Annotated in this window: 22 protein-coding genes; 11 read left to right on the top strand and 11 right to left on the bottom strand. The window is 74.5% G+C overall.

What is annotated here, in order from left to right:
* Nucleotides 1-6: 6 nt before the first annotated feature.
* The gene (dnaJ, locus tag ACYVID_RS07255; RefSeq protein WP_460735848.1) at nucleotides 7-1,179 is read right to left on the bottom strand and encodes a molecular chaperone DnaJ; all 1,173 of its coding nucleotides are present in this window, start codon (nucleotides 1,177-1,179) and stop codon (nucleotides 7-9) included.
* 86 nt (nucleotides 1,180-1,265) lie between these two features.
* Nucleotides 1,266-2,321: a heat-inducible transcriptional repressor HrcA gene (gene hrcA / locus ACYVID_RS07250; RefSeq protein WP_460735846.1), complete on the bottom strand. Its 1,056-nt coding sequence runs from the start codon at nucleotides 2,319-2,321 to the stop codon at nucleotides 1,266-1,268.
* A 172-nt stretch (nucleotides 2,322-2,493) separates the two neighbouring features.
* Here hrcA and ACYVID_RS07245 point away from each other — a divergent pair, with 172 nt between their 5' ends.
* From ACYVID_RS07245 to ACYVID_RS07210, 8 genes are all read left to right on the top strand, one after another.
* Entirely contained in the window at nucleotides 2,494-3,204 is a 711-nt protein-coding gene (locus ACYVID_RS07245; protein ID WP_460735844.1) for a hypothetical protein, read from the top strand.
* 21 nt (nucleotides 3,205-3,225) lie between these two features.
* Entirely contained in the window at nucleotides 3,226-4,083 is an 858-nt protein-coding gene (locus ACYVID_RS07240; protein ID WP_460735842.1) for an MBL fold metallo-hydrolase, read from the top strand.
* 160 nt (nucleotides 4,084-4,243) lie between these two features.
* Entirely contained in the window at nucleotides 4,244-5,107 is an 864-nt protein-coding gene (locus ACYVID_RS07235) for a PASTA domain-containing protein (protein WP_460735840.1), read from the top strand.
* A gap of 136 nt (nucleotides 5,108-5,243) precedes the next feature.
* The gene (locus tag ACYVID_RS07230) at nucleotides 5,244-6,794 is read left to right on the top strand and encodes a DUF222 domain-containing protein (RefSeq protein ID WP_460735838.1); all 1,551 of its coding nucleotides are present in this window, start codon (nucleotides 5,244-5,246) and stop codon (nucleotides 6,792-6,794) included.
* Nucleotides 6,795-6,824: 30 nt separating this feature from the next.
* The gene (locus tag ACYVID_RS07225) at nucleotides 6,825-7,652 is read left to right on the top strand and encodes a hypothetical protein (protein ID WP_460735836.1); all 828 of its coding nucleotides are present in this window, start codon (nucleotides 6,825-6,827) and stop codon (nucleotides 7,650-7,652) included.
* 85 nt (nucleotides 7,653-7,737) lie between these two features.
* Nucleotides 7,738-7,959, top strand: coding sequence for a hypothetical protein (locus tag ACYVID_RS07220; RefSeq protein ID WP_460735834.1), 222 nt, complete (start codon nucleotides 7,738-7,740; stop codon nucleotides 7,957-7,959).
* Between the two features lie 32 nt (nucleotides 7,960-7,991).
* Nucleotides 7,992-8,846: a DUF3097 domain-containing protein gene (locus tag ACYVID_RS07215; protein WP_460735832.1), complete on the top strand. Its 855-nt coding sequence runs from the start codon at nucleotides 7,992-7,994 to the stop codon at nucleotides 8,844-8,846.
* A 142-nt stretch (nucleotides 8,847-8,988) separates the two neighbouring features.
* A complete protein-coding gene (locus ACYVID_RS07210) occupies nucleotides 8,989-9,327 on the top strand; it encodes a DUF4870 domain-containing protein (RefSeq protein WP_460735830.1) in 339 nt (112 codons plus the stop codon).
* Nucleotides 9,328-9,351: 24 nt separating this feature from the next.
* Here the strand turns inward: ACYVID_RS07210 and hemW are convergent, their stop codons facing one another.
* The 5 genes from hemW to lepA all read right to left on the bottom strand — a co-directional run bounded on the left by hemW (nucleotide 9,352) and on the right by lepA (nucleotide 16,065).
* Entirely contained in the window at nucleotides 9,352-10,572 is a 1,221-nt protein-coding gene (hemW, locus tag ACYVID_RS07205) for a radical SAM family heme chaperone HemW (RefSeq protein WP_460735828.1), read from the bottom strand.
* Nucleotides 10,573-10,654: 82 nt separating this feature from the next.
* Complete coding sequence (locus tag ACYVID_RS07200; protein ID WP_460735826.1) at nucleotides 10,655-12,475, bottom strand: AMP-dependent synthetase/ligase; 1,821 nt, start codon at nucleotides 12,473-12,475, stop codon at nucleotides 10,655-10,657.
* A 120-nt stretch (nucleotides 12,476-12,595) separates the two neighbouring features.
* Nucleotides 12,596-13,240, bottom strand: coding sequence for an MOSC domain-containing protein (locus tag ACYVID_RS07195; RefSeq protein ID WP_460735824.1), 645 nt, complete (start codon nucleotides 13,238-13,240; stop codon nucleotides 12,596-12,598).
* Between the two features lie 72 nt (nucleotides 13,241-13,312).
* On the bottom strand, nucleotides 13,313-14,176 hold the full coding sequence (locus tag ACYVID_RS07190; RefSeq protein WP_460735822.1) for an aminoglycoside phosphotransferase family protein: 864 nt from the start codon (nucleotides 14,174-14,176) through the stop codon (nucleotides 13,313-13,315).
* On the bottom strand, nucleotides 14,176-16,065 hold the full coding sequence (lepA, locus tag ACYVID_RS07185) for a translation elongation factor 4 (protein WP_460735820.1): 1,890 nt from the start codon (nucleotides 16,063-16,065) through the stop codon (nucleotides 14,176-14,178). Before lepA ends, ACYVID_RS07190 begins: the two co-directional genes overlap by 1 nt.
* Before the next feature lie 193 nt (nucleotides 16,066-16,258).
* Between lepA and ACYVID_RS07180 the strand changes: the two genes are divergently transcribed.
* The 3 genes from ACYVID_RS07180 to rpsT all read left to right on the top strand — a co-directional run bounded on the left by ACYVID_RS07180 (nucleotide 16,259) and on the right by rpsT (nucleotide 18,589).
* The gene (locus ACYVID_RS07180) at nucleotides 16,259-17,194 is read left to right on the top strand and encodes a hypothetical protein (protein ID WP_460735818.1); all 936 of its coding nucleotides are present in this window, start codon (nucleotides 16,259-16,261) and stop codon (nucleotides 17,192-17,194) included.
* Nucleotides 17,195-17,201: 7 nt separating this feature from the next.
* Entirely contained in the window at nucleotides 17,202-18,170 is a 969-nt protein-coding gene (locus ACYVID_RS07175; RefSeq protein ID WP_460735816.1) for a phosphotransferase, read from the top strand.
* A gap of 158 nt (nucleotides 18,171-18,328) precedes the next feature.
* On the top strand, nucleotides 18,329-18,589 hold the full coding sequence (gene rpsT, locus ACYVID_RS07170; RefSeq protein WP_460735814.1) for a 30S ribosomal protein S20: 261 nt from the start codon (nucleotides 18,329-18,331) through the stop codon (nucleotides 18,587-18,589).
* A 96-nt stretch (nucleotides 18,590-18,685) separates the two neighbouring features.
* On the opposite strand, the gene holA is transcribed toward rpsT, so the two are convergent.
* The 4 genes from holA to ACYVID_RS07150 all read right to left on the bottom strand — a co-directional run bounded on the left by holA (nucleotide 18,686) and on the right by ACYVID_RS07150 (nucleotide 24,155).
* Entirely contained in the window at nucleotides 18,686-19,702 is a 1,017-nt protein-coding gene (holA, locus tag ACYVID_RS07165; protein WP_460735812.1) for a DNA polymerase III subunit delta, read from the bottom strand.
* A 59-nt stretch (nucleotides 19,703-19,761) separates the two neighbouring features.
* The gene (locus tag ACYVID_RS07160) at nucleotides 19,762-22,047 is read right to left on the bottom strand and encodes a ComEC/Rec2 family competence protein (protein WP_460735810.1); all 2,286 of its coding nucleotides are present in this window, start codon (nucleotides 22,045-22,047) and stop codon (nucleotides 19,762-19,764) included.
* A gap of 44 nt (nucleotides 22,048-22,091) precedes the next feature.
* Nucleotides 22,092-23,147, bottom strand: coding sequence for a helix-hairpin-helix domain-containing protein (locus tag ACYVID_RS07155; RefSeq protein ID WP_460735808.1), 1,056 nt, complete (start codon nucleotides 23,145-23,147; stop codon nucleotides 22,092-22,094).
* A gap of 126 nt (nucleotides 23,148-23,273) precedes the next feature.
* Nucleotides 23,274-24,155, bottom strand: coding sequence for a DegV family protein (locus ACYVID_RS07150; RefSeq protein WP_460735806.1), 882 nt, complete (start codon nucleotides 24,153-24,155; stop codon nucleotides 23,274-23,276).
* Nucleotides 24,156-24,159 lie beyond the last annotated feature (4 nt).

Genomic DNA, 24,159 nt, shown 5'->3' with positions numbered 1-24,159 from the left:
CCCGGGTCAGTGCGGGTTGAACGCGTCGCGCAGGCGGCCGAAGACCGACTTCGCGCCCGGCTTGACCGTGCCCTCGGGGGCCTCCTCGCCGCGCAGGGCGGCGAGCTCGCGCAGCAGCTCCTCCTGGCGTGCGTCGAGCCGGGTCGGCGTCTCCACGGCGAGGGTGACGACCAGGTCGCCGCGGCCGCCGCGCAGACCGGGGACCCCGCGCCCGCGCAGCACCTGCTCGGTGCCGGACTGGGTGCCGGGGCGGACGTCGAGCTCGAAGGAGGTCTCGAGGTCGGTGGTCGGCTCGCCGTCGACCACGTCGGCCTCCAGCGTGGGCATCTCGATGGTGGTGCCGAGCGCGGCCGCGGTCATCGGGACGGTCACGGTGCAGTGCAGGTCGTCGCCCTGGCGCTTGAAGACCGGGTGCGGGGCGACGTGGATCTCGACGTACAGGTCGCCGGCGGGGCCGCCGCCGGGGCCGACCTCGCCCTGCTCGGCGAGCTGGACCCGGGTGCCGGTGTCGACGCCCGCGGGGATCTTCACCGTCAGCGAGCGGCGCGAGCGGACCCGGCCGTCGCCGGAGCACTCGCGGCACGGGTCGGGGATGACGGTGCCGAAGCCGCGGCAGGCAGCGCACGGGCGCAGGGTGCGGATCTCGCCGAGGAAGGAGCGCTGGACGTGGGCGACCTCGCCCTGGCCGCGGCAGGTCTCGCACGGGATCGCGTGCGTGCCCGGCGCCGCGCCCTCGCCGGCGCAGGTGGAGCAGGTCACCGCGGTGTCGACCTTGATCTCCCGGGCGACGCCGAAGGCGGCCTCGGCGAGCTCGATCTCCAGGCGGATCAGCGCGTCCTGGCCGCGGCGCACGCGCGGACGCGGGCCCCGGCCGGTGCCGGTGCCCTGGGCACCGCCGCCGAAGAAGGCGTCCATGATGTCGGTGAAGGAGAACCCGGCGCCCGCACCGGCGCCGCCCATGCCGCCGAACGGGTCCCCGCCACGGTCGTAGGCCGCGCGCTTCTGCGGGTCCGAGAGCACCTCGTAGGCCCGCGAGACCTCGCCGAAGCGCTCCTTGGCGGAGGGGTCGGGGTTGACGTCGGGGTGGTACTGCCGGGCCAGCTTCCGGTAGGCCTTCTTGATGGTGGCCTCGTCGGCGTCTCGGGCGACGTCGAGGATCGCGTACAGGTCCTGGCTCACGGGCGGTTGCTTCCTGTCCTGTGCTCGGGTGCGGGGTGCTGGCTGGGGGTGGGCCGGCGGGGCCCGGCTGCTCCGGTGGGAGCGGGTCAGGCCTCGTCGAGGATGCGGGTGACGTAGCGGGCGACCGCGCGCACGGCTGCCATGGTGCCGGGGTAGTCCATGCGGGTCGGGCCGACGATGCCCAGGGTTGCCAACGACTGGTCCTCGGGGCCGTAGCCGGTGGAGACCGCGCTGGTGGAGGAGAGCTCCTCGTAGGGGCCCTCCGCGCCGATCCGGACGGTGACCAGCCCGCCGGTGCCCGCCTCGCCGAGGAGCTTGAGCAGCACGACGTGCTCCTCCAGCGCCTCGAGCAGGGGACGTACGGCGGAGTCGAAGCTGTCGCCGTAGCGCGCGAGGTTCGCGGCGCCGCCGACCGCCACCCGCTGGTCGGAGCGGTGGTCGCTCATCGCCTCCACGAGTGCCTCGACCACGGCACCGGTCGGGTCCGCGACCAGGCCGGGCGCCTGCTCGGGGTCCGGCTGCTGGAGGTCCGGCTGCGGGGTCACCGAGTCGCGGAGCGCGGTGACCGCGTCGGCGATCCGCTGCCCGACGGCGGCGAGCAGGACCCGGCTACGCAGGGCGGCCAGCTCCTCCTCGCCGAGCGGGGACGTGAGCTCGACCAGGCGCTGCTCGACCCGGCCGGTGCTGAGGATCAGCACGACCAGCAGCCGCTCCGGGGCGAGGGCGACGAGCTCGACGTGGCGGACGGTGGAGGAGGAGAGCGTGGGGTACTGCACGACGGCGACCTGGCGGGTCAGCTGCGAGAGCAGCCGCACCGAGCGCGAGACCACGTCGTCGAGGTCGACGGCGCCGTCGAGGAAGGAGGAGATGGCCCGCTTCTCCGCCGCCGAGAGCGGCTTGACGGTGGTGAGCCGGTCGACGAAGAGCCGGTAGCCCTTGTCGGTGGGGACGCGACCGGCGCTGGTGTGGGGCTGGGTGATGTAGCCCTCCTCCTCCAGCACCGCCATGTCGTTGCGGACCGTGGCCGGCGAGACGCCGAGGCCGTGCCGCTCGACCAGCGCCTTGGACCCGACCGGCTCCTCGGTGTGGACGTAGTCCTCCACGATGGCGCGGAGCACGGCGAGCCGACGGTCCTCCTGCACGGTCCACCTCCGAGGTCTGCGGTCGAGGCGGGCCCGGAGGCCCGCGGGGCCTGCGCTGGCACTCCGCAGGCCGGAGTGCCAATGCTACAAGCCGCGGGGTCGAGGTGCTGACAGGACCGTGAGGTCAGGTTAGGCTTGCCTAACTATTTCACCGACTCGTCTCGGAGGTCCCGTGCCGCTCGTCCGCTCCCCCCGAACCCAGCGCGACCCCTACTCCGTGGCGGCCCGCGCTCGGAGCGTGCTCGCCTGCCCCGCCGCCGCGGACCTGCGCCGGGACGGTCTGCCCGTCGACCTCGCCGAGGAGGTCCTCGGTCTCGACGACGACGCCGGGCGGCCCACCCTGGTGTGCCGCGCGGACGCGGCCCTGCTGACCGCGGCGGCGCGGCGCGAGGTGGTCTCGCTGCACCTCACCGGTGGCGTCGACGCGGGGGATCCTGCGCGGGCGGACCAGCTGCACCTCACCGGGCGCCTGGCGCTCGGGGCCGGCGAGCGCTGCGGCAGCTGCCCCGAGGAGCACCGCGTCGCCGTGCTCGAGCCGTCCGCGGTCGTCCTCACGGTGCGGGGGCGTGCCACCCCCGTCCCGGTCGCCGACTTCCTCTCCGAGGAGCACGTGCTCAACCGCGGCTACCTCACGCGCGCCGCGCAGCACGCCACGACCTGCCACGGCGAGGAGCTGCGGCGGGCGGTCTCGCGGCGCACCGGGCTCCCCCCGGCCCGGCTGCTGGCCGCCTCCCTCGGCGCGCTCACGCCTGCCGGCGTGGACCTGCGCTGGATCGACGCCGAGGGTGCGCACTCCGAGCGCCTGCGCTTCAGCCCACCCGCTGCCACCCCGGCCGAGCTGGGCGAGCTGCTGCGCCGGCACCTCGACGGCGGGGTGTGCTGAACCCGCTCCTAGGGTGGCGGCATGACCGCCAGTCCCCCAGCCCTCGTCGAGGTCGCTGACCGCGTGTGGGTCGCCCGCCACGAGTGGTACGACGCCAACACCACCTACGTCGGGGGCGAGCGCGGCCTCGTCGTGGTCGACACGCACGCCTCGACCCGGATGGGCTGGGTGGTGGTGGAGCAGGCTCGCGCGCTCGGTGCCGGCGAGGTCGTCGCGGTCGTGACCACCCACGCCCACCACGACCACGTGCTCGGCACCGCGACGCTGCGCGAGGCCTACGGCGACGCGCTGCCCGTGCACGCGCACGAGACGTGCGTCGAGGAGCTGGCCGCGTGGGCGGCCGACCGGCCGGCGTACGACGGCGAGGAGCCGGTGCCGGGCGAGGTCGACGCGAGCCCGGTCGTGCTGCCCGACCACCCGTTCTCGTCGGTCGCGGTGGTCGACCTCGGCGACCGGGCCCTGGAGCTGGTGCACCCCGGACGCGGCCACACCGCCGGCGACCTGGTCGTGCGGGTGCCCGACGCCGACGTGGTGCTGGCCGGCGACCTGGTCGAGCAGTCCGGTCCCCCGGCGTACGGCGCCGACTCCTTCCCGATGGAGTGGCCGCTGGCCCTCGACGTCACGCTGCAGCTGTGCACGTCCGGCACGGTCGTCGTGCCCGGGCACGGGGCGCCGGTGGACCGGGAGTTCGTCATGGACCAGCGCGCCGACATCGGCGTCGTGGCCGAGACGATCCGCGACCTGGCCGGCCGCGGGGTGCCGCTGGCGCAGGCGCTCTCGGTCGGCGACTGGCCGATCGACCCCGCGCACCTGGCCCGGGCCGTCGAGCGCGGGTACGAGCACCTGCCGCGCAGCCAGAAGCGGCTGCCGCTGCTGTAGCAGCCCTCCGGCGGGCGGCCGGTGGGCCGAGGCACGCAACCGGGGACGCTCGGCGTGCGTCTTCAGGACCATGGACCCGGTCATCGGCACGCCCGCAGCGCGACACTGGAAGCGCCACCGCCGTGGCAGGCCCCGGCGAGGCGACGGCCGAGGGGGTCACGTGAGCAGCACGTCCTGGGTCTCGGGTGTGATCGCCGCGTTGATCGTGGTGGCCGGCGCCGCCGGGTGCTCGTCGGACGCCCCGACACCGGAGCCGGCTCCGACCTCCTCGTCGGAACCGCAAGGGCCCAGCTCTCCCACCGCGGCCGGGCCGGCGACGAGCGCGCCGGCGACCGCGGTCGTTCCCGACCTCGTCGGGCTGCCGTCGGCGGACGCCCAGCAGCTCCTCGGCGAGCTCGCACTGGGCTCGTCGTGGGGTCCGCCCGTCACGGTCGGGTGCGGGGTGCGCCCGCGCACCGTCGTGCGCCAGCGCCCGGCGGCGGGCACCCCGGCCGGCCCGAGGACGAGCGTGCAGGTCCGCACCGCCGCGCTGGACCTCGAGCGGTTCCGCGGCCCCTGCTCTCCGCGAGGCGCCAGTGTCGGACCGGTGGAGGAGGCCGACGAGGCGCTCGCCGAGGAGTTCTACCGCTTCGCCGCCGACCCGTCGCTCGGTGCACCGTTTGCGGCCCGCGGGGTCTGGGTGGGCATCGAGGACGGACCGACCTCGACGACGGTGTCCGGCGAGGAGCTCATGGACCTCGAGGCGTGGGAGGTGGGGACGGAGTACGCCGAGCGCTCGGGACCGTTCTCGGCGCTCGACGTCCTGGCCGGGAGCGGCGGCTGGTACGAGCTGCGCGAGGGCGTCTCCGGCACCTGTCCCGAGAGCGCGGGCGAGGCGCCGCCCGGGCTGCAGGGGCTGCGCACCCTCACCCTCTCCTCCCCCGCCGACGTCACCTCCGCGTGCCTGGAGTGGTGGGGCGTGACGCTGTTCCTCGACGCGCAGGACCGGATCCGCGGCGTCGCACTGCGCCTGGGCTCTCCGTAGACCTCGCACAGTGCGGCGCGCGTCGCCCTGCGCGTCGCATCGACCGTGACTGCGACCCTTGTGGGTGTCGCGGAGGACGACTGGCGATGCGAGATCTTCTCTTGTGTTCGAACTGGTGTTCGACTATGATGGCGACATGTCGCCAGCCTCCGAGCCCACCCCGGAGTCGACGGCGCCGGAGGTCGGCGGCCTGACCGAGACCCAGGTGTTGGACCGGGTCGGCGAGTGCGCGAGCACCTGGCAGCGGATGGGCGCCGAGCTGCTGGCGCTGGCCTACGAATGGGCCGTGGCGCACTCCGCGGACCGCCTCGACCCCGCCGAGTCGGGCAAGCCCGGGCGGGAGAAGGCCAAGCTCTACGGCGGGGAGGGGACCCCCGAGGTCACCGAGTTCGCCGCCGCCGAGTTCGGCGCCCGGATGGGCCGCGGCACCCACGCCGGACGTCGCTACATCTCCGCCGCACTCGACCTCACGCTCCGACTCCCGAACCTGTGGTCACGGGTGCAGGCCCTCGAGGTCCGCGACACCTACGCCATCCACGTCGCCGAAGCCACCCGCAACCTGAGTGCCGCCGAAGCAGCCTGGGTCGACGGGGAGGTCGCCGAGTCCGCCGACGGCCGCATCCCCTGGACCCGCTTCCAGACCCTCGTGGCCGGCAAGGTCACCGCCGCCGCACCCCACCTCGCCCGCGAGCGCGAGCAGCGCGCCGCTCGCGCCCGCTTCGCCAAGAAGCTCACCCCGCAGCCCGGCGACCAAGCAGCCGGCATGGGCACCTTCATGGTCCGAGCACCCCTACCCGTCATCGACGCCCTCGACGCCGCGGTCACCACCCTGGCCTCCCGCATCGAGCAGACGCTGCCGGTCACGGTGACCGAGGCCGAGGACGCCCCTACCACCGACGACCTCCGCGTCCAGGCGGTCGCGCTGCTCGCCGGTGGACTCACCACCGACGCCGGAGCCGACCTGCCCGACCTCGCCGAGGTGGACCTGCGCGACCTGCTGCCGCACACCACGCTGGTGGTCCACCTCTACGGCGGCACCCACCACACCGACCCCGACACCGGCGAGCACATCACCGTCCCACCCGGCCGCGACCACGACGAGACCGGCCAGCCGCTCGACCACGTCGCGCGCATCGACGGCCACGGAGCCGTGTCCGAGACCTGGCTACGAGAGGTCCTCGGCCCCCACACCCACTTCCAGGTGCTCCCGGTCCTCGACATCGACGGACTCGCACCCGTCGACGCCTACGAGATCCCCACCCGACACCGCCGAGCAGTCCAGCTCCGCCACCCCGTCGAGACCTTCCCCTGGGGCACGGCGACCTCCACCAGCAGCCACACCCAGATCGACCACGAGGAACCCTGGCAACCACCCGGGCACGAACAGCCACCCGGAGCCGAACACCCCCGGGAACAGACCCGCGTCGACAACCTCGGCCCCCTCCACACCTTCCACCACCGACTCAAGACCCACGGCGGCTGGCAGGTCCGCGAACCCTTCCCCGGCATCCACCTCTGGCGCGACCCCCACGGCCACACCTACCTCCGCGACGCCACCGGCACCCGCGCCCTGCCGAGCACCCCAGGCGAGGCCGCCCGCCGCACCACCGCAACCGTCGTCGAGATCTACCCGGGCCGCGCGGTCGAGCTCGTCGACGACCTCGGACCTGCCGGCTGGGCGGCCTGACCCCCCTACGGTGGGGCCGCGGGTTCGCGGGTGCTCGTGGTGGTCGCAGCAGCGGTCGTCGTGCTGGCCGGGATCGGCGTGCTGTGGGTGACGGTGCTCCACGACGACCTGGTCACCTATCGCCACGCCCAGCAGACCTACGCCGACCAGGCGCCACCGGCGCGCGTCATCGAGCTCGAGGGCGACGAGGCGGCGGTCTCCGTCGGCAGCCCCGACGGTCGCGTCCTCACCGTCCAGCACCGCGACCCCGACGGGTCCGGCTGGACCGGGCCCGAGGAGGTCTTCGAGCTCGACGGACGCGGCCGCGACTTCGCCGACACCACCGCCCGTGAGGAGGGTGGCACGGTGGCCGTGCTCGCCCTGTTCTCGAACGGCAACGAGTACGACGGGGACGACCTGACCATCGGCCTGGTCTGCCGCGACCGCGAGTGCTGGGCGCAGCGCGAGCCGGGCTTCGGCGGGGAGCCGGAGGTCGCACCGGACGGACGCGCCGCATTCCTCGGCGAGGACGAGGAGGGCGCCTGGCTGTGGGACGAGGCCGGCGGCATCCGCCGGGTCGCGTGGTCCGGCCACCCGGCCTACGGCGCGGGGCCCGTGTCGGCCTCGCAGCCGGCCCTGGCACCGGACGGCTCGCTGCGGGTGGCGGCGGCCCGCGTGGTGCCCGGCGGGTGCCGGTTCACGCTCCTGGAGTCGGGGCCTCTCAGCGGCGACCTGGCACCGGTCGCCAGCACGACCCGCCCGCGCGCAGCGCGCCGACTGACTCGCGCTGCCGGCCCTTCCTCACCGCACCCGGCACAGACCGGGTCGTCGTCCGCCCCGTCGACCCCGGGCAGCGCCCCTTCGTCTGGGACCGCATAAAGGGCACCGAGGGCGGGTGGACCGTCGGCCCGCTGCGCTCGCGGGGGTGAGGCTGGCCGCGTCGGGAGGCGCCTAGCGTCGGGACATGTCCGAGAGCGAGTCCAAGCAGACGACCAGCGCCATCCCCGACGAGCAGCTGCCGCCCGACCTGGTGCCGGGCGAGGACAATCCGCTGGCCGAGGGGCTGCCCGACGGCGAGGGGAGCGAGCTGCTCGAGGGCGGCAAGACCGCCGACGAGATGGACGACACCGATGAGGGAGCCGGCGACGACGGGGCCGAGAAGGACGGGCCCGGCGCGTCCTCCTGACCCGGACCCGGTCGGCTGCCTAGCCTCGTCCGGTGACCGACCGCTACGGCTCCGACGTCCTCTCCACCGACTGGCGCGCCCCCAGGCGCGGCCGTGCCGTCGAGGCACCGGCCACGATCGGTGAGGTCGTGGAGGAGGTCACCACCGACTTCTGCGGCGAGATCGTCTCGGTCGACCGCGACCTGGACGTGCTCACGCTGGAGGACCGCCGCGGCACCCGGCGTACCTTCCCGCTCGGCCCGGGCTTCCTGCTCGAGGGCCGTCCCGTCGTGCTCGTGGCGCCGGTGACGCAGAAGGGTCCGGCCAAGCCGACCCGCACCGCCTCCGGCTCGGTGGCCGTGGAGACCAGAGCCCGGGTGGCGCGGGCCAGCCGGATCTTCGTCGAGGGCCGCCACGACGCCGAGCTGGTCGAGAAGGTCTGGGGCGACGACCTGCGGGTCGAAGGAGTGGCCGTGGAGTACCTCGGCGGCGTCGACGACCTCGCCGACCACCTGCGCGACTTCCGGCCCGGACCCGGTCGCCGCGTCGGCGTGCTGGTCGACCACCTCGTGCCGGGCTCCAAGGAGAGCCGGATCGCCCAGGGCATCCTCCGATCCCCCGTCGGCAAGCACGTCCTGATCGTCGGGCACCCCTTCGTCGACGTGTGGCAGGCCATCAAGCCCGAGCGGGTCGGCCTCACCGCATGGCCGACCATCCCGCGCTCGATCGAGTGGAAGAAGGGCGTGTGCCAGCACCTCGGCTGGCCGCACCGTGACCAGGCCGACATCGCCCGCGCCTGGAAGCAGCTGCTCGGTAGGGTCTCCTCCTTCGCCGACCTCGAGCCCGCCCTGCTGGGTCGGGTCGAGGAGCTGATCGACTTCGTCACCACCGACCAGTCCGATCGATAGACCAGGGAGACCGATGAGCCAGACGCCCCCGCCGCCCCCGCCGCCGCCGGGTCCTCCGGGTCCCCCTGGGGGGCAGCCGCCGTCGTGGGGCCCACCGCCCGGCCCTCCGGGCGGGGGCTGGGGCGCCCCCGGCCCCCGGCCCATGACCCCCGACGAGGAGCGCACCTGGGGCGGCGCCGCCCACTGGTCGGCCTTCGTCGGCGCGGCCGTGGCGCTGGCGTTCCTCGGCCCGCTGCTGGTGCTGCTGCTCAAGGGCAACGAGTCGCCCTACGTCCGGCGCCAGGCCGTGGAGTCGCTGAACTTCCAGCTCTCGATGCTGATCTACGCCGTCGTCTCCGGCGTGCTCGTGCTGGTGCTCGTCGGCATCCTGCTGCTGCTGGTCGTCGGGGTGCTGTGGGTGGTCTTCACCCTCATCGGGACGGTGAAGTCGGCGAACGGCGAGGAGCACCGCTACCCGCTCACGATCCGGATGGTCAGCTGAGGGGTCGCCCGGCCGAGCCGACCGTCACGCCAGCAGGTCGCGCACGACCCCGTCGGCCAGGAGCCGGCCGCGGTCGGTGAGCACGAGCCGGTCGCCGGTCACGCTGACCAGTCCGGCCGCCACCTGGTCCGGCACGGCCGCGCGACCGGTGTCGTCGAGCACGTCCATCGGCAGGCCGTCACGCAGCCGCAGCTCCAGCAGCACCCGCTCGACGCGGCGGTCCTCCGGTGACAGCACCTCGCGGGCCAGCGCCGGGCTGACCCCGGCGGCCAGCCGCTCGGCGTACGCCGCGGGGTGCTTGACGTTCCACCAGCGCACGCCGCCGACGTGGCTGTGCGCACCGGGGCCCACGCCCCACCAGTCCGCGCCGGTCCAGTAGAGCAGGTTGTGCCGGCAGCGGGTCGCCTCCCCCGTGGACCAGTTGGACACCTCGTACCACTCCAGCCCCGCGGCCCGCAGGTGCTGGTCGGCCAGCTCGTACTTGTCGGCGAGGTCGTCCTCCTCGGGCATCGGCAGCTCCCCGCGCCGCACCCGGCGGGCCAGCGCGGTGCCGTCCTCGACGATGAGGGAGTACGCCGACACGTGGTCGGGCGCGCAGTCCAGGGCCGCCCGCAGGGACGTCTCCCAGTCCGCGACCGACTCCCCCGGCGTGCCGTAGATCAGGTCGAGGGAGACCTGCAGCCCGGCCTCGCGGGCCCACTCCACGGCCCGCGGCACCCGCTCGGGGTCGTGGGTGCGGTCGAGCACCGCCAGCACGTGGCGCACCTGCGACTGCATGCCGAAGGAGACCCGGGTGAAGCCGCCCTCGCGCAGCCGGGCCAGGCCCTCGGGGGTCACCGAGTCGGGGTTCGCCTCGGTCGTGACCTCGACGTCGGGGGCCAGCCCCAGCTCGTCGCGGGCGGCGGCCAGCACCGCGACCAGGTCCTCGGGCGGCAGCAGCGTCGGGGTGCCCCCGCCGAGGAAGACGGTGTCGACGCGCACGTCGCGCTCGCCGAGCACCCCGCGAATCCGGCGGACCTCGGCGACGGCTGCGTCGGCGTACGTCAAGCGGGAGGCACCGGGGACGCTCGCCGGCCCGAGCTCCTCGGCGGTGTAGGTGTTGAAGTCGCAGTAGCCGCAGCGCACCGCGCAGAAGGGCACGTGCACGTAGAGCCCGAAGGGGCGCTCACCCACCCCCTCCAGCGCGCTGACCGGGAGGCTGCCATCGGCCGGTGCGGGCTCGCCGTCGGGGAGGGTGGAAGGCACCGGCCCATCCTCCCCCGTCCCTGGACGCGACGACGCCCCGGCCGGCGCACACGAGGTGCGCCGACCGGGGCGTCGAGGTCGATCAGCTGTAGAAGCTGTCGATCAGCTGCTTGTTGTTGTCCTCCACGACCGAGCGCTTGACCTTCATCGAGGGGGTCAGCTCACCGGACTCGATGGTGAGGTCGTGGTCGAGGATCTCCCACTTCTTGATGGTCTCCCAGCGGTTGAGCTTGGCGTTGAGCTGCTCGACGTAGCCGGCGACCATCTCCTTGACCTGCGGCGAGCGTACGATCTCGGTGTAGTCCTTGCCCGCCATGCCGTTCTCCTCGGCCCAGCCCGCCATCGCGTCGGGGTCCAGGGTGATGAGCGCGACGACGAAGTTGCGCTCGGCGCCGAAGACCATGAACTGGCTGGCGTAGGGGCACAGCGCCTTGAACTTCGACTCGATCGCCGGCGGGGCGATGTACTTGCCGCCGGACGTCTTGAAGAGCTCCTTGATCCGGCCGGTGATGGTGAGGAAGCCGTCGGCGTCCAGCTCGCCCTTGTCCCCGGTGCGCAGCCAGCCGTCCTCGGTGAACGCCTCGGCGGTCTTGTCGGGGAGGTTGTGGTAGCCGGCCATGATGTGCGGCCCGCGCAGCTGGACCTCGCCGCCTTCGCCGATGCGGACCTCGGCGCCGGGCAGCGCGGGCCCGACCGTGCCCATCTTGTAGTTCTCGGGGTGGTTCACCGTGGCGCCGGCGCAGTCCTCGGTCATGCCGTAGCCCTCGAGGATGAGGATGCCCGCGGCGTGGAACCACTCGGCGATCTCGGAGTTGAGGGCGGCCGAGCCGGAGATGAAGAACCTCACCCGGCCGCCGAACCGTTCACGGACCTTGCTGAAGACCAGCTTGTCGAACAGACGGTGCTGCAGCTTCAGCGACAGCGGGATGCTCAAGCCCTCACGCTTGCGCCTGTCGACCTCGATGCCGACCTTGAAGGCCTGCTGGAAGATCTTCTCCTTGGCACCGCCCTCGGAGGCGGTCATGGTGACGATGCGGGCGTGTGCCTTCTCGAAGATGCGCGGCGCCGCACCCATGAACGTCGGCTTCACGACGCCCAGGTTGTCGACGATCTTCTCGACCCGGCCGTCGATGGCGGTCGCGAAGCCGCAGGCCAGCTGGGCGGAGAGCAACACCTTGCCGAACGAGTGCGACAACGGCAGCCACAGGAACTGCAGGTCGTCCTCGTGCAGGATGTCCTGCGCCTTGATGGCCGCCCCCTCGTAGACCCACCCCCGGTGCAGCAGCCGCACGCCCTTGGGGCGGCCGGTGGTGCCGGAGGTGTAGATCAGGGTGGCCAGGTCGTCGGGCGCGATCGCCCTCGCCGTCTCGGCCACGACGTCGGGGTGCTCGACGACGTGCTTCTCGCCCAGCGCGGCGAGGTCGTCCAGGCTGATGACCCATTCGCCGTCCGTCTGGCCGTCGAAGACCACGACCTTCTGCACGGTCGGGATCTCGTGCCTGCGCTCGCGCAGCTTGGCGACCTGGGTGTCGTCCTCGGCGAAGACGACCTGGGACTCGGAGTCGCTGACGATGTAGGCGGTGTCCTCAGCGTTGGTCGAGGGGTAGACGGTGGTGGTCGCCAAGCCGGCGCACATGATGGCGAGGTCGGTCAGGACCCACTCGTAACGGGTGCCCGAGGCGATAGCCACGCGCTGCCCGCCGGTCATGCCGAGCGAGAGCAGGCCGGCGGCAAGATGGGTGACCCTGCGACCCACCTGATTCCAGGTCACGGACTCCCACGCCTCACCGACTGGGAAGCGGAACGCCTCGGCGTTCGGGGACTTCGCCACTCGGTCGAGGAAGAGCAGGGCCAGGTTCTGCGGCAGGTGATCGAGGAAGCTGACATCGGGGTTGGCGGGCATGACGCTCCTGTGCAGGGGACAACGGAACTCCGGCACCTCCAGGAAAGCCGGACGTTGGCCGTAACTTACGTCACTTCCCCTAGGGATGCGTGCAAGTCATCTCAGGACTTCCTGAGAACCTCAGGATCCGGCGGCGTAGACCTCGGCGCGCTCCCGCGCCCGCGGCAGGAGGTCGGGGACCTCGAGCAGCCGGGGCAGCAGGGAGTGGTCGGTGTTGAGGGCCCGGAACATCGTGCTGACCGTGACCCCGTGCCCGGGACGGTGCACGACGCTCAGCTCGTCACCGGCTGCCAGCGTGCCCTCGCCGAGCACCCGCAGGTAGGGCCCGGGGCGGGCGAGCTCGGCGAAGCGGCGTACCCAGGCCCGGTTGTCGTAGCCCGAACGGCCCATCCACTGCTTGAAGTCGTTGCAGGGCGTGCGGACCGAGCGGACCTCCAGCAGCACGTCGCCGACCTGCCAGCGCTCGCCGATCTCGGCCTCGTTGACGTCGATGCCCTGCGTCGTGAGGTTCTCGCCGAACTGGCCGTCCGCGATGGGCGTGCCGAGCTCGCCCTCCCAGTGGTCGAGGTCCTCGCGAGCGAAGGCGTAGACCGCCTGGTCGGGTCCGCCGTGGTGGACGGTGTCGGAGACCTCGTCGCCGGCCAGGCCCAGGCGGTGGACGTGGACCGGGCCGGTGACCGACGTCTTGTCGATCGAGGTCCGACCGATGCCCGCCCACGCGGCCTCACGGGGGCGGCCGACGCTGACGGTGAGGATGCGCGACATGACGGCATCCTCCCAGGCGGGCGGGGGCGGCTCGACCCGATTACGCCGGTCGCCGGGAGGCTGCCCGCGGGCTCAGTCCGCGATCGCCTTGGCCACCGTGAGCATCCGCGTGACGTACGCCGGGTCCGGCTCCCCGTCCCGGACGGCCCAGAACGCGTTGAGCACCAGTCGGACCGTGGCCCACGCGCGCGCCCGGTCCTCGTCGAGGCCCGCGGCGTCGACCACCGCGTGGAAGCGCGCGCGCAGCGCACGGCGGACGTCGCCGGCGACCTCGTCGAACCGGGTCCACAGCAGCGGGGCGGGCTCCCAGTGCGGGTCCCCGCTCATCGCGTGCGGATCGATGGCCACCCAGCCGCCGACCCGGTCCCCCGCCACGTCCCCCTCCCCGTCTCCTGCCCGGGCCAGGACGTTCTCGTAGTGCAGGTCGCCGTGGACGAGCACCCCGGTGCTGGCGGGATCGGTCGTCAGGTCGCGCAGCAGGCCGACGCACTGCTGGACCATCCGGTGGGGCAGGCCCGCGTCGCGCGGCAGCGCGGCCAGCGGCTCCAGGTTGCGCTCGACGTACGCCCTCAGCGGGCTGAACCGGGGCGGTGCCGGGACGTGCAGCCGCCCGTAGAGGTCCCCCACCACCTCGCAGGCGGCCACGTCCCACTCCTCGGTGAGGTCGCGCCGCTCGAGCCGCTCCAGCAGGACCGCCCGCCGGTGCGGGTCGGCCCGGAGCAGCCGGACCGCACCGCGACCGCCCCATGTCTGCAGCGCCAGCGCCTCGTGCTCGGTCTCGATCCCGGGATCGGCGACCTTGAGCACGGCGCTCCCCCCGTCGCCGGTGCGCACCGGGACCGCGACGGAGAACCGGCCCCAGACCTCGTCGGTCTCCCGCTCGAGGTCCCACTCCTCCAGCAGCCCACGCAGGACGGGCGGCAGCGGCTCGGGCACTACTTCTTGGACTTGTCCACCGAGCTGCCGGCGCCGTCGTTGCTCAGCGCCGCGACGAAGGCCTCCTGGGGGACCTCGACGCGGCCGACCATCTTCATCCGCTTCTTGCCCTCCTTCTGCTTCTCCAGCAGCTTGCGCTTGCGGCTGATGTCACCGCCGTAGCACTTGGCGAGCACGTCCTTGCGGATGGCGCGGATGTTCTCGCGGGCGATGACGCGGGCGCCGATGGCGGCCTGGATCGGGACCTCGAACTGCTGCCTCGGGATGAGCTCCTTGAGCTTGCCGGCCATCATCACGCCGTAGGCGTAGGCGGCGTCCTTGTGCACGATCGCGCTGAAGGCGTCGACCGGCTCGCCCTGCAGCAGGATGTCGACCTTGACCAGGTCGGCGGCCTGCTCGCCGGAGCGCTCGTAGTCGAGCGAGGCGTAGCCCTTGGTGCGCGACTTCAGCTGGTCGAAGAAGTCGAAGACGATCTCGCCCATCGGCAGCGTGTAGCGCATCTCCACACGGTCCTCGGAGAGGTAGTCCATCCCGCCGAGCGTGCCGCGCTTGGTCTGGCACAGCTCCATGATCGTGCCGATGAAGTCGCTGGGCGAGAGGATGGTGGCCTTGACGACCGGCTCGCGGACCTCGGCGATCTTGCCCTCGGGGAACTCGCTGGGGTTGGTCACCTCGACCTCGGTGCCGTCCTCCATGAGGACCTCGTAGACCACGTTGGGCGCGGTGGAGATGAGGTCGAGGCCGAACTCGCGCTCGAGCCGGTCGCGGGTGATCTCCATGTGCAGCAGGCCCAGGAAGCCGCAGCGGAAGCCGAACCCGAGCGCACCGGAGGTCTCCGGCTCGTAGGTCAGCGCGGCGTCGTTGAGCTGGAGCTTCTCCAGCGCCTCGCGCAGGTCGCCGAACTGGTCGCCGTCGATCGGGTAGAGCCCGGCGTAGACCATCGGGTTGGGGTGCTTGTAGCCGCCCAGCGCCTCGGTCGCGCCGTGGTGGAGGGTCGTGACGGTGTCGCCGACGCGGGACTGGCGCACGTCCTTCACGCCGGTGATGAGGTAGCCGACCTCGCCCACGCCGAGCTCGCCGGCCTTGACCTGCTCGGGGCTGATGACGCCCACCTCGAGCATCTCGTGGGTCGCACCCGTCGACATCATCTTGATCCGGTCGCGGTGGTTGAGCTTGCCGTCGACGACGCGGACGTAGGTCACCACGCCGCGGTAGGTGTCGTAGACGGAGTCGAAGATCAGCGCCCTCGCGGGCTTGTCGGCGTCACCGACGGGCGGCGGTGTCTGCTTGACGATCTCGTTGAGCAGCGCCTCGACCCCCAGGCCGGTCTTGGCGCTGACCTGCAGCACGTCCTCGGGCTCGCAGCCCACCAGGCCGGCCAGCTCCGCGGCGTACTTCTCCGGGTTGGCGCTGGGCAGGTCGATCTTGTTGAGCACCGGGATGATGTGGAGGTCGGCGCCCATGGCGAGGTAGAGGTTGGCCAGCGTCTGGGCCTCGATGCCCTGCGCCGCGTCGACCAGCAGGATCGCGGCCTCGCAGGCCTCCAGCGAGCGGGAGACCTCGTAGGTGAAGTCGACGTGGCCGGGCGTGTCGATCATGTTGAGCACGTAGGTGCCCGGCTCGGCGCCCTGCTCGTTGTCGTCCACGACCGCCCACGGCAGCCGGACGGCCTGGGACTTGATGGTGATGCCGCGCTCGCGCTCGATGTCCATCCGGTCGAGGTACTGCGCCCGGGCCGCGCGGTCGTCGACGACGCCGGTGAGCTGCAGCATCCGGTCGGCCAGCGTCGACTTGCCGTGGTCGATGTGGGCGATGATGCAGAAGTTCCGGATGATGGCCGGATCGGTCTGGCCGGGGACGGGCCAGGACTTCGGGGGAACAGCAGGCACGGGGGTCTCAGGCGTCTCTCGTACGTCGGGACGGACTCGCCCATCCTCCCACGCCACCCCACGAACCCCCGCCACGCCGAGGCCCCGGGTCCCGGGCTTCGGGCGTGACCCGGGCCACGATGGGCCGGTGCCCACCTCTTCCCCGGCGGTCGCGCCTGCCGTTGCGTCCCCTGCGCCACCGACACCTGCCGCCGTGCACACCTACCTGCCGTGGGGCCGCACGGCCCGCCGCCTGGACTGGGCCCACCTGCCGCCGCAGGTGCGCTTCGAGGTCGAGGCCCGGCTCGGCTCCGCGGTGGTCTCGGACGCCTCGCTGACCCACGGCTTCGTGCCGGTCGTCGAGACCGTCCTCACCTGTGCCGACGGCAGCACCCACCTGCTGCGGGCCGCCTCCGCCAAGGCGCAGCGCTCCTTCGCCGCCGCCCTGCGCAGCGAGGCCCGGTGGCTGGCCTCGCTGCCGGCGCAGGTCCCCGTGGTGGGGCTGACCGCCTTCCTCGACGGCGACTGGGTCGTGCTGCTGCTCGAGCACCCCGTCGGCGCCGCTCCGGTCCGGCCGTGGACCGAGGACGAGCTGGACCGGTGCCTGGCCGCGCTGGCGTCCGTGGCCGAGGTCCTGACCCCTGCGCCCGCGGGCCTACGCGACTTCGCCGAGGACCTCGCCGACTGGCTGGGGCGCTGGGACATCCTGGCCGAGCGCGAGGACCTGGGTACGCCGATGCAGCTGATCACCGCCGGCCGACTGGCCGGTCGTCTCCCGGAGGTCACCGCCGGGGACACCCTGGTCCACACCGACCTGCGCGACGACACCCTGCGCCTGACCCCGGACGGCCGGGTCCTCCTGGACGGCTGGGCCTGGCCGGTGCGCGGCGCCGCCTGGCTCGACTCGCTGCTGCTGCTGGTCGGGCCGTGCGGCGACGGCGTCGACGTGGAGGCCGTGCTCCGGCGTACTCCCCTGCTCGCGGAGGTCCCCGACGACCACGTCGACTGCGTGCTGGCCGCGATGGCGGGCTTCTTCCTCACCAGCTGCGACCTGCCCGTGCCGGCGCCCTCGCCCTGGCTGCGCGAGTTCCAGCGGTGGCAGGGCGAGGCGGCGTGGGGCTGGCTGCGCCGGCGGCGCGGCTGGTCGTGAGCCGGTCGTGAGTCCCGCGGCCGCGCGGATGGCCTGGGGCGCGGCGCCCGCCCGGGTCCGCGGCTGGGTCGAGGACGCCCTCGGCGGTCCCGTGGTGCACGCCGTCGACCAGGTCGGCGGCATGTCGCCGGGTCCGGCCGCGCGCGTGCGTACCTCGGCCGGTCGGCGCGCCTTCGTCAAGGCGGTCGGACCGGAGCTGCACCCGGACACCCCCGAGCTCTTCCGGCGTGAGGTCGCCGTCCTGCGCGTCCTGGGTCCGGACCCGCGCTGGGCGACCCTGCTCGACGCCCTCGACGAGGGGTCGGACGGTTGGGTGGTGCTGGTCCTCGAGGACGTCGAGGGCCGACACCCCGTCGCCGCGGACGACGCCGAGGCGGCGCTGACGGTGGCCGCGGTCGAGGACCTCACCGCCGAGCTCGGTCGCCGACCCCTCCCGGACGCGGCGACGCTCGACGCACGGGGCGCCCGCGGCGTGGGCCTGGTGGACCTGCCGCGACGGCTGCGGATGTGGGCCGACGCCTGCCTGGAGGTCGACCTGCCCGGCGTGCGGGTCCCCGCCCGCGTGGCCACCGCGGCGCCCGGCGTGCGGGAGCGGCTGCTCGCGCTCGCCGAGCAGCCGACGACCCACCTGGTGCACTGGGACGTCCGGGCCGACAACGTGCTCGTGCGGCCGACCGGCGATGTCGTGCTCGTCGACTGGGGCCAGGCGGGCGCCGGGACCGGGTGGATGGACCCGCTGCTGGCTCGGATGGACCGGGCGCAGGACGCGTGGTTCGACGACTCGGTCCGCTCGACCGCCTCCCCCGCCCTGGCCGCCCTGCCCGAGGAGGACGTGACCGCCTTCCTCACCGGTCTCGGGGTGCTGCTCGCCGTGCGTGCGGTGACGCACGCGGACGTCGGGCCGCCCGGGCTGCAGGCCTTCCGGCTGGCCGAGTCGGAGCGGTTGCTGCGAGGATCGGTGCGGCGGCTGGCGTGAGGACGGCCCCCGCCCGGCCCGCGCCAGGCGATTTGGGTGGCCTCCTGCGCCGCTGTTAGCCTTGGCCGTCGCTTCCGTTGGCGCGCGCCTCTCGCGCGCCCGCTGCGACCGTCAGCTCCACCAGACCAGCACGTACCGACACATGTGAGGCGGGCCCCGTGGCCAACATCAAGTCCCAGATCAAGCGCAACAAGCAGAACGAGAAGCGCCACGAGCGCAACAAGGCCGTCAAGAGCGAGCTCAAGACCGCCATCCGCCGCTTCAACGAGGCCGCCGAGGCCGGCGAGACCGAGAAGGCCGTCCTCGCCTCCCGCGTCGCCACCAAGAAGCTCGACAAGGCCGTCTCCAAGGGCGTCATCCACAAGAACCAGGCCGCGAACCGCAAGTCGTCGATCGCCAAGAAGGCCGCCGCACTCTGATCCTCCCCCGGGCTCGACCCGGTCTGGGACGCTGACAGCGACCCGCTCCACTCCGGTGGGGCGGGTCGTCGGCGTTTCCGGGACCCGGCCTGCGCCTCAGGAGCGCAGGGCGGTGATGGTGAGCACCAGCCGCTCGAGGGTGTACGCCGGGTCGCTGGCCGCGCCCTTGATGTCGGCGTCGGCCTGCGCGACCGCGCGGATCGCCGCGACCAGGCCGTCGTCGCTCCAGCCCTTGACCTGCTCGCGCAGGGTGCGGATCTTCCACGGCGGCACGCCGACGTCGCGCGCCAGGTCGGCGTCGCGGGCGCCCCGGCCGCGGGACGTGGCGGCCTTGAACCGGGCCAGCCCACGGGCGCTCCCGGCGAAGGCCGAGGTCACCAGGACCGAGGCCGTGCCGTTGTCCAGCGCCCAGCGCAGCTCCTCCAGCGCCTCGAACCGGCGCCCGGCGAAGGCCGCGTCGGCGACGACGAAGGACTTCGCCTCGGCCCGTCCCCCGAAGTACTGCGAGACCCGCTGCTCGGCGATGGTCTCGCCCGGGAAGTCGTGGGTCAGCTGGTCGACGGCCGCGGCGAGGGCGCGCAGGTCCTGCCCGATCGCCTGCACCAGCAGGGCGGCGGCGCTCGGCTCCATCCGCGACCCGAGCATGCGCGCCTCGGCGAGCACGAACTGCGGGAACTCCGAGGCCTTGAGCTCCTCGGTCTTGACCTCCGTGACCGGCCCGAGCTTGCGCAGCTTGGTCAGGGTGCCCGAGCCCTTCGGCCCGCCGCTGTGGACCAGCACGAGCGCGACGTCCTCGGCGGGGGCGGCGGCGTAGTCGAGCAGCGCCGCGACCGACTCCTCGGGCAGGTGCTCGAGCTCGCGCACGACGACGCAGCGGGTGCTGGAGAACAGGCTGGGTGCCGACATCTCCCCCAGGGACCCGAGGGTGAGGTCGGAGCCGACCGCCTCGGCCATCTCGGCCTCGGCGTCGTGGGCGCGGACCGCAGCGCGCACGGCACCGACGGTGCGCTCGCGCAGGAACTCCTCCTTGCCCGTCACGAGGGTGACGTGGCCCAGGACGTCCCCGGGGGCCGGACCGGCCTGGCGGGCGGGAGCGGATCGGGTGGCTGCCATGGTGCGGCTCAGCCTGCCACAGCGCACCGACGGTGCCGCCCGCACCACCTCGCCGCACCTCACCGGGCCGTGAGGGTCGCGGGCGCCCCGGCGGCGTCACCGTCGCCGAGGACCGCGAGCGCCCCGTCGGTGTCGGTCCGCAGGACCCGCGTGCCGGCGCCCTCCAGGGTGCGGACGAGGTCGGGCGAGGGGTGGCCGTAGCCGTTGTCCTCCCCCACGGTGAGCAGTGCGACCTCGGGACGCAGCGACACCAGCCAGTCGAGGTCCTGGTACCGGCTGCCGTGGTGCGGCACCTTGAGCACGTCCACGTCCAGCCCGGGCAGCGTCCGGGCGAGCGCGGCCTGTCCCGGCGGCTCGACGTCGCCGGTCAGCAGCACCCGCAGTCCGTGGACCTCGGCCAGCAGCACCACGCTGGCGTCGTTGGCCGCGCTGCCGTCGCCGGGTCCCGGCACCGGCTCCCCCGCGGTCGGCCACAGCACCTGGAGGTGCACGTCGCCGGAGGCCCAGGTGGCGGCGTACGGCGCAGGGCGGACGGGGACACCGCGCTCCCGGGCCAGCGCCAGGACCTCGCGCGCCCCGTCGGCGGGGTCGAGGACGCGCGAGACCCAGACCTCCCCGACGGCGCGGTCCTCGAGCGCGCCGCGCAGGCCGTCGACGTGGTCGGCGTGGAAGTGGCTGAGCACCAGCAGGTCGAGGGTCTCGACCCCGAGGTCGTCGAGACAGCGGTCCACCGCCGCGGGGTCGGGGCCGACGTCGACGAGCACGGCGCGACCCGGTGCGGTGGCGAGCACGAGGGCGTCGCCCTGCCCGACGTCGCAGGCGACCACCGACCAGCCGCGCGGTGGCCAGCCCGGGGTCGGGGGTCGGACGAGGACGGCGACGACCAGGACCACGCACACCAGCACCCCGCGCGCGCGGGAGCCGACCAGCCACGGGCCGCGCCAGGCCAGGAGCAGGGTCATCGCGGCGAGCGCGACGAGCGCCCCCGCGGACGTGCCCCAGTCGACCGCAGCCGTCGGGAGCGCTGCGCCGCGGTGCGCGACCTCGACGATCCAGCCGACGCACCAGGTGGCCAGCGTCCCGACCCGGCTCCCGCCCCACGGCCACACCAGCCCCAGGGCGCCGGCGAGCAGTCCGAGCACGGTGGCGGGTCCGACCGCCGGGGCCGCGAGCAGGTTGGCGGCGACCGCCACCAGGCTGACCTGGCCGCTGAGGCCGGCGACGACGGGGGTGCAGGCCAGCTGGGCGGCCGTCGGCACCGCGACCGCCTCCGCGAGCCACCGCGGCAGCCAGCGCGCGAGGGCGTCGCGCCAGCGCGGCGCGAGCAGCACGATGCCGGCCGTCGCCAGGACGGACAGGGCGAAGCCCGGCGCGACCGCCAGGGCCGGGTCGAGGAGCAGCAGCACCAGGACCGCGACCCCGAGGCTGCGCACGGCCCTGCCACCACCGCCTCGGGTCAGGGCGAGCAGCCCGACCACGCCCATGACGGCCGCTCGCAGCACGCTCGGCTCGGTGCGCGCCAGCAGCACGAAGCCCAGCACCCCCAGCAGGCCGAGCACCAGGAGCGCGCGGCCCCGCACCCCCAGCGCCCTGGCCGTGAGCAGGAGGGCCCCCAGCAGCAGCGTGAGGTTGGTGCCCGAGACCGCGAGCAGGTGCGTCAGACCGGTCGCGCGGAACTCCTCGGCGACAGCGGGGTCCAGGCCCGCGTCGTCGCCGGCGACGAGGGCGGGCACCAGGACCCGCTCGGGCGCGGGCCGGTGGGCCACGGCCTCGCGCAGCGACGCGCGCAGGGCCGCGGTGGCCCGCCACCAGGGGTCGGGCGCGGCTCGGTGCCGCGGCTCCGCGACCGCCACGAGGACCGCCGAGAGGTGGCGCTCCCCCGGCTCGGCCTCCTCCAGCCGGCCGGCGAACCCGACCTCGGCCCCCAGGGGCACCTCGGCCCACGAGCCGGGCGCGACGACCAGCACCGGGGAGCGCACCCGCCACGTGCTGCCCCGACCGGTCAGCTCGCGCACCTGGGCGTGCAGCACCACCGCGTCGCCGCGGGCCGCGGCGATCGGCCGTGGGTCGCTGGTGAGGACCAGGGACCCGTTGACCGCCGCCCCCTCCCGCGCCAGCGCCGCGGTCGGGTCGGTGCCGACCCGCTCCGCCCGCAGCTCGGCGACACCGAGCACCGCGACCAGCGCGACGCCGCACGCCAGCGCCGTGGCTCCCCAGGCGGGCGCGCGGCGCGCGACGAGGAGGGGTACGACGACGCAGACCCCCACCACGGCGAGCCGCCACCCCCCCGGCAACAGCCCCGCGGCCAGGCCGCCGGCCCAGGCCGCGACACCGACGAGCCCCATGCGGAGGTCCGTCCGGGCCGGCCCCGTGGGCGGCACCTGCCCGCTCAGACCGTCACCAGCGGGGCGAGCGTCTCCAGGGTGGCCGGGCCGATGCCGTCGACCTCGAGCAGCTCCTGCACGGCCGTGAAGCCGCCGTGCTCGGTGCGCCAGGCCAGGATCGCCTGCGCCGTCACCGGCCCGACGTCGGGCAGCGACTCCAACGTCGCCTGGTCCGCGGTGTTGAGGTCGACGAGGGCGGCCGGCGCTGTGGCCACGGGCGGTGCGGCGCCGGGCGCCGCACCAGGTGCCGCTCCGGCCGGCCCCGGCGCTGTCGCGGGCGCGCCCACGAGGACCTGCTCGCCGTCGACCAGGACCCGCGCGAGGTTGAGCCCGCTGAGGTCCACCTCGCCGCGCACCCCACCGGCCGCCTCGAGCGCGTCCACCACGCGCGAGCCTGCGGGCAGCTCCACGACACCCGGGCGACGCACCCTGCCGGCCACGTCCACGACGACGACCTCCTCCGCCCCGGTGCTCGCAGCACCGCTCGATGCTCCTGCGGGCTCCAGCAGGGTCAGGGGCGCGGCCGTCCCCGCCGGGCCGGGAGTGGCCGGGGCGGCGACCGGCACCGGGTCGGAGCGGACGACCCACCAGCTCGTGAGGCCCAGCGCCAGCGCCACCGCGACCGCCAGCACCGCGAGGTGGGCGGGCGCCAGCAGCAGCGGCCCGGTGGGCAGCCCCGGGCGGGCACGTGCGCGTCGCGACGCGTGCCGCCCCGGGACGGGCACCCGGACCGCGGGCGGGGCGTCCTCCGTCGGTGGCGGCGTCGGCGGCGGCACCCGGGTCGCCGGGCGGACCACGTGCTCGGGCCACGCCCCGCCCGGCTCGACGGGCGGCGTCGGCGCAGGTGCGGAGCCGGGGTCCTCGACCGCCGTCGCGACCGCGGCGTCGTCGCGCACACGCGTGTGGGTCCCCCACCACGGTGGCAGCTCCGCCTCCGGAGCGGGCGTCCCGGGCGGTCCGGCCCCGCGAGCAGCGTCACCGCTCCCGGGCACCGGGGCGAGCAGGGAGAGCCGGTGGGCGACGACCTCGCGGCGGTCGGGCTCGGAGCGGCGGCTTCGCATGGGCCCACGCTAGGAACGGCGCGACGCCTCGCCCGCGGGGTCGCGCGCCCCTGGGGACGGACCCGCGGCGCGGTGCCGCTGTGGACGGCCGGCGGGCCGTCGTACCGCCGGAGCCGGGGCGGGCGGTCAGCGGGGGCGGGGGGCGACGCAGACGGCGATCATGCCCGGGCCGACGTGGGCGCCGAGCACGGCGCCGAGCTCCCCGCACGTGACCGGGCGGCCGTCGAGCCGCTCGGCCAGCCGCTCGGTGAGGTGGGTGGCGAGGGTGGCCGCGCGCTCGGGGTTGGCCAGGTGCGCGACGGCGACGTCGACGCCCTGCTCGGGGTCCAGCGCCTCGGCCGCCTCGACCGCCAGCTCCTCGAGCCGGGCCAGGGCGCGCCCGGAGGTGCGGACCTTCTCCAGCGGGGCGACCCGGCCGTCCTGGATCCTCAGCAGCGGCTTGACCGCGAGCGCACCGCCGAGCAGGGCCGCGGTGGCGCCGATCCGGCCGCCGCGGCGGAGGTACTCCAGGGTGTCGACGTAGAACAGCGACGCCGCCTCGCCGGAGCACGCCCGGGCCGCCTCGGCCGCCTCGGCCGCCGTGGCCCCCTCGGCGACAGCGCGGGCGGCGGCGAGCGCGGCGAAGCCGGTCGCCACCCCCACCTGACGGGTGTCGACGGTGACCACGGGGATGGGCGACTCCAGGGCCGCGAGCTGGGCGGACTCGTAGGTGCCGCTCATCTCCGACGACAGGTGGATGGAGACGACCTCCTCGGCACCGTCGGCGGCGACGTCGCGGTAGGTCTCGAGCATCACGGCCGGGGAGGGTCGCGAGGTCGAGACCGGGGTCCACTCCATCAGCGCCTCGGCCACGCGCGTCGGGGTCGCTCCCTCCGAGCCCTCGTCGAGCACCTCGGCGCCGATGACGACCTGCAGCGGCACGACGACGACCCCGTGCTCGGCCGCCACCTCCTCGGGGAGGCTGGCGGTGGAGTCGGTGACGACGGCGACCCGGTGGTGTGCTGCCACGGGC

Source organism: Nocardioides ginkgobilobae (genome assembly GCF_054781275.1).
This window is presented reverse-complemented; position numbering and strand designations above follow the sequence as displayed.